This is a genomic window from Endozoicomonas sp. SESOKO4 (genome assembly GCF_024606275.1).
The window spans coordinates 1-3,699 of sequence record NZ_JAHHPS010000514.1; the positions used below are offsets into that span (position 1 = coordinate 1).

Genomic DNA, 3,699 nt, shown 5'->3' on the forward strand with positions numbered 1-3,699 from the left:
ACCATGATGGCAGTATCTGGGTTGCCGAAACCCATGAACCGTCACTGATCAGGCTCAACCCGGATGGCTCGCTGGCAGAGAGGCTTTCCGGAGGCAGTGAAAGCCCCTTCCTTTGGCCCAATGATATGACTCTTGGGCCTGATGGGGCCATTTATCTGACGGACTCTGGTATCCGCGTCGCTGACCTGATCACGGAGGGGGGAGCCGATCCGGAAGTCTGGGAGGGGCCGATGCAGGGAAAATTGTTTCGAATTGATCCTGTCAGCAAACAGGTGGATTGTCTTGATGACGGGTTTCGTTTTGTCAATGGTATTGCCTTTGCTCCTGATGGAAAGCTCTATCTCAGTGAGTCGGTAACAGGGAATATCTATCGCTACCCGTTCACGGACAAACTGGAGGTTTCCAGTCGGGAATGGTTTGTATCGGTCACCGATACCGCAGGTCCATGCCGGGTTGTAGGGCCCGATGGCATCACTTTTGACAGAGAGGGTAACCTTTACGTTGCGATGTTTGGTCAGGGGCATGTGGCTACCGTCTACCCCAATGGTGACATTCATCGAACGATTGTGACCAGAGGCTCCTGCCCCACTGATGTGGTTTTCGGCGCAAAGGGCAGTAAAAGACTTTATATCACCGAATATCAGCGGGGTAGAGTTGAAATGACTGAAGTGTCTAACGAGGGTTTTACTTGTTAATTTTTGTGATTTTGGAACCTTCCAGAGTCAGGTTATACATCAATCCTTTGTTATTGCTGATAAAGCCGATGATGGGGGCTTTAGCGGTTTTGGTGTCTATAGCTTCTCCGGCACCAAACTCAGCAATGGCAATACTGCCATCGACACCTGCTTCCCAACCCTCGCTATTCAGGAAGTTGTTCAAAGCTTCGCTGGTCATGAACATGACAATCTGGGAACGAGCCTGTGCACCCAGCTGGAAACCGATAGAGGCTGATACCGTATTGTAGTAGTCTTGTATTGCTCCACCTTTTAAAAGTGCGCCTTCACCGTATTCGCCACCCACAACCAGTCCGCCTTTAAGTACCTTGGGGAAGACCAGAATTCCTTTAGCTCTGCTGCCAAGAGATTTTGCAGCACTGCTCTGCGCATAAAGATTTTTTAACGCTTCATACACGGTCGCATTGAGTTCAGTGCTTGAAGCGGCGTGAGCAGAAAATGACAAGAAAAGGGTAAAAGCCGTTACCAGGAGATGTCTGAGAGAAGCCATATTAGTGCGATTCCGGGAAATACTGTCGGTTAATGATGTGACTTGCAGGTTGTGTAAAACAAATGTACCTGTTCAATTTTCCGGTAGGATAGTATCAGATAAATGAATTCAAAGGAGTGTTAAAAACTGCAATTTGGAAGGACGGGTGAGGAGGAAAACGAGAGTACAACACTCTGAAACAGAGTCCTCTCGAAAGCGTCAAAGCTTAGAAGTCGTACTTCATTCTCAGATAGTAGTTCTGGGCTTTGTAGTCTGAACTCTGGTTCAGTTCATAACCGACAACGAAGCTCATGTTATCGTTGCGACGATAGGTAACATCGGCTGAAACCTGATAGCTGTTCTTGACGGCGTCGGCTCCTTTAGAGGTGAACTCGGTGCCACCCAGAACGTAGCGTGTAGTGGTTTCTACCACGTCGCCCTTGAAGTCATGCCAGGCCATCAGTCTCAGAGAAGGCTCGACTTCGCCCTGACTGACTCTGAAAGCCTGACTGATTTCTACGCCAGCACCCAGCTCAACCTTTTGATACTTCTGGCTGTCTACATCCAGGGCAAAACCGGTGGCATACTTGTCTTCTTCTTTAAAATCTTCACTTTTGACCAGGGAATAGTTGAAACCGACCATTGGCACTACCTTCATCTCACCAAAGCTCTGGTTCATCCCCAATATGGTGGTCAAGCCGAACTGGTGACTCGTATAGTCTGAAGTAATCGGGGCATCGACAAAGCCATCGATGAAGCGGCTGCGCTCGTTGTTACTGCGACCGACGTTAATCACGCCATCCAGGAACCAGTTCTCCTGCTCCCATGAACCATAAAGGCTGAACTGATAGTTTTTGATGGTAGAGTTGTCATTAGAGTTGTGTTTGTTGACTTCAGCATTGGCCACTGTGAAGGCAGCTCCCAGCAGGTAGTCATCGCTGATGTTGGTTTCAGCGCCCAGTGTCAGACCGCTGAGATCTGCATCGAAACCAAACAGCTTGTCCCCACCATCGTTTCTGCGATCATCCTGAGTGACGTCTGAGCCCAGAACCTGCAACCAGAAACCCTGACTAGTGTAACTGCCACCGTATGCCAGTCCGGTGTTTGAAGCCTCATCCTCCTGAACTGCTCTGACGTGCGCCAGGACGTTGCTCTTAACCTTGGCTTCTGCCGTCACGTTGGTGATCTGGATGGCGTCAGAGTTGTTGAATTTACTTTCTCTGGCGACCTCAGCCAGTTTCTTTACATCCGTTATATTGGAGACCGTGCGGTAAAAGTTATTGAAATTCGTGGAGTTCACGGGATCTTGGGTAATGACTGCCATCATAGCGGCCAGAGCTTCTTCAGTAGTGGCGCCAGCGCCTTCCTGTGCAACCAGATTCTGAAGTGATTCGCTGGTTCTTGGTGTCAGATCTGTGATCAGAGTATTGCCGGTCTGTGTGACCGCGGGAGTATCAATCAACACAGAGTGCTCAATCGTTATATCGGAAGCATTCAGGTTGGTGGTGGCTTCAATGATTTTTGCATCTTCAACGGTGTTGCCAGATTCTACGACTTCCTGAGAAGGAATAATTTTCAGCTTTGAACCTGTACCAATGTCGGCAGTACCCGTGACAACCAGAGCTGCATTAGTGTCGGAATCTGTATCCAGCTCTGTTGTAAGGAGTCCTGTTGAATAAACAGTCAGATCACCATCAAGCGTCTGTGATCCGGGCTTGTCAAAGCTTGCAGTACTAAAGACTTTGACGTGTGTTGAACCGGAATTTTTCTTAATATCACCTCGGAAACTGGTGACGTCCGAACCTGATCCAGCGACTGTAATGGTTTCAATATCCTCAATATCGCCACCAAATGTCGAGTTACCAGCTATCGCCAGACTATCACCGGTGAGAGGAGAGCCCAGCACTTTTCCCTCTATCGTACCATTAGTGACGCCCATGAGAAGGGCACCACCGGCACCGCTGAAGTCAACGGCAATCTCACCGTTTGTTTTCAGCGTACCGCCATTAACGACGATCGAAGCACCTGCTCCCAACAAACCTCCATCGGCTGCTGTGATGGCTGTGTTACCTTGCAGTGTACCGGTTATGGTGACAGTGCCTAGCAGCTCTTCTTCAATTCTGAGAGCATCTCCGTCCTCGACCTGAATGGTACCGCCCAGGTAGGTCTTTCCAACATTGATTTGAACGACGCTGGAGGTGCCGTCTTTCAGCAGAATACCGTGAGCTGTACCTTTACCATAAAGGCCGCTGAACGCAGGCATGTGCACGGCGTAGCTGGTATTGGCTCCGTTATAGAGCAGAATGGCCACGCCATCGGGGTTGTCGAGATTGATATTGACGGGTTGGAATACAGAGCCCTGAACGTAGAAAGTACCGTTGTCTGCATCCAGAATGAATGCATAGGGGTCAGTAGCGTCAGCATTAACATTTCGAGTCACTGCGCCGAAGAGTCCGGTGGCGGCATAAGTATCACCATCGTTGGTGACTTCTGTAA

At 49.4% G+C, this 3,699-nt stretch carries 3 protein-coding genes; 1 reads left to right on the forward strand and 2 read right to left on the reverse strand.

Features of this window, described 5'->3' with window-relative positions; genetic code table 11:
* A partial coding sequence (locus tag KDK16_RS10070) for an SMP-30/gluconolactonase/LRE family protein (RefSeq protein WP_257275926.1) occupies positions 1 to 695 on the forward strand: 695 nt, incomplete at its 5' end.
* Here KDK16_RS10070 and KDK16_RS10075 read toward each other — a convergent pair.
* Both KDK16_RS10075 and KDK16_RS10080 read right to left on the reverse strand, forming a co-directional pair.
* Positions 685 to 1,224, reverse strand: a complete 540-nt coding sequence (locus tag KDK16_RS10075; RefSeq protein WP_257275929.1) for a YSC84-related protein — start codon at positions 1,222 to 1,224, stop codon at positions 685 to 687. The genes KDK16_RS10070 and KDK16_RS10075 overlap by 11 nt on opposite strands.
* 205 nt (positions 1,225 to 1,429) lie before the next feature.
* Positions 1,430 to 3,699: autotransporter outer membrane beta-barrel domain-containing protein (locus KDK16_RS10080; protein ID WP_257275931.1), on the reverse strand; the 2,270-nt coding region annotated here is incomplete at its 5' end.

Excerpts from the sequence above, each read along its gene's own strand:
- KDK16_RS10075 (WP_257275929.1), bottom strand. The coding sequence starts at position 1,224 with ATGGCTTCTCTCAGACATCTCCTGGTAACGGCTTTTACCCTTTTCTTG.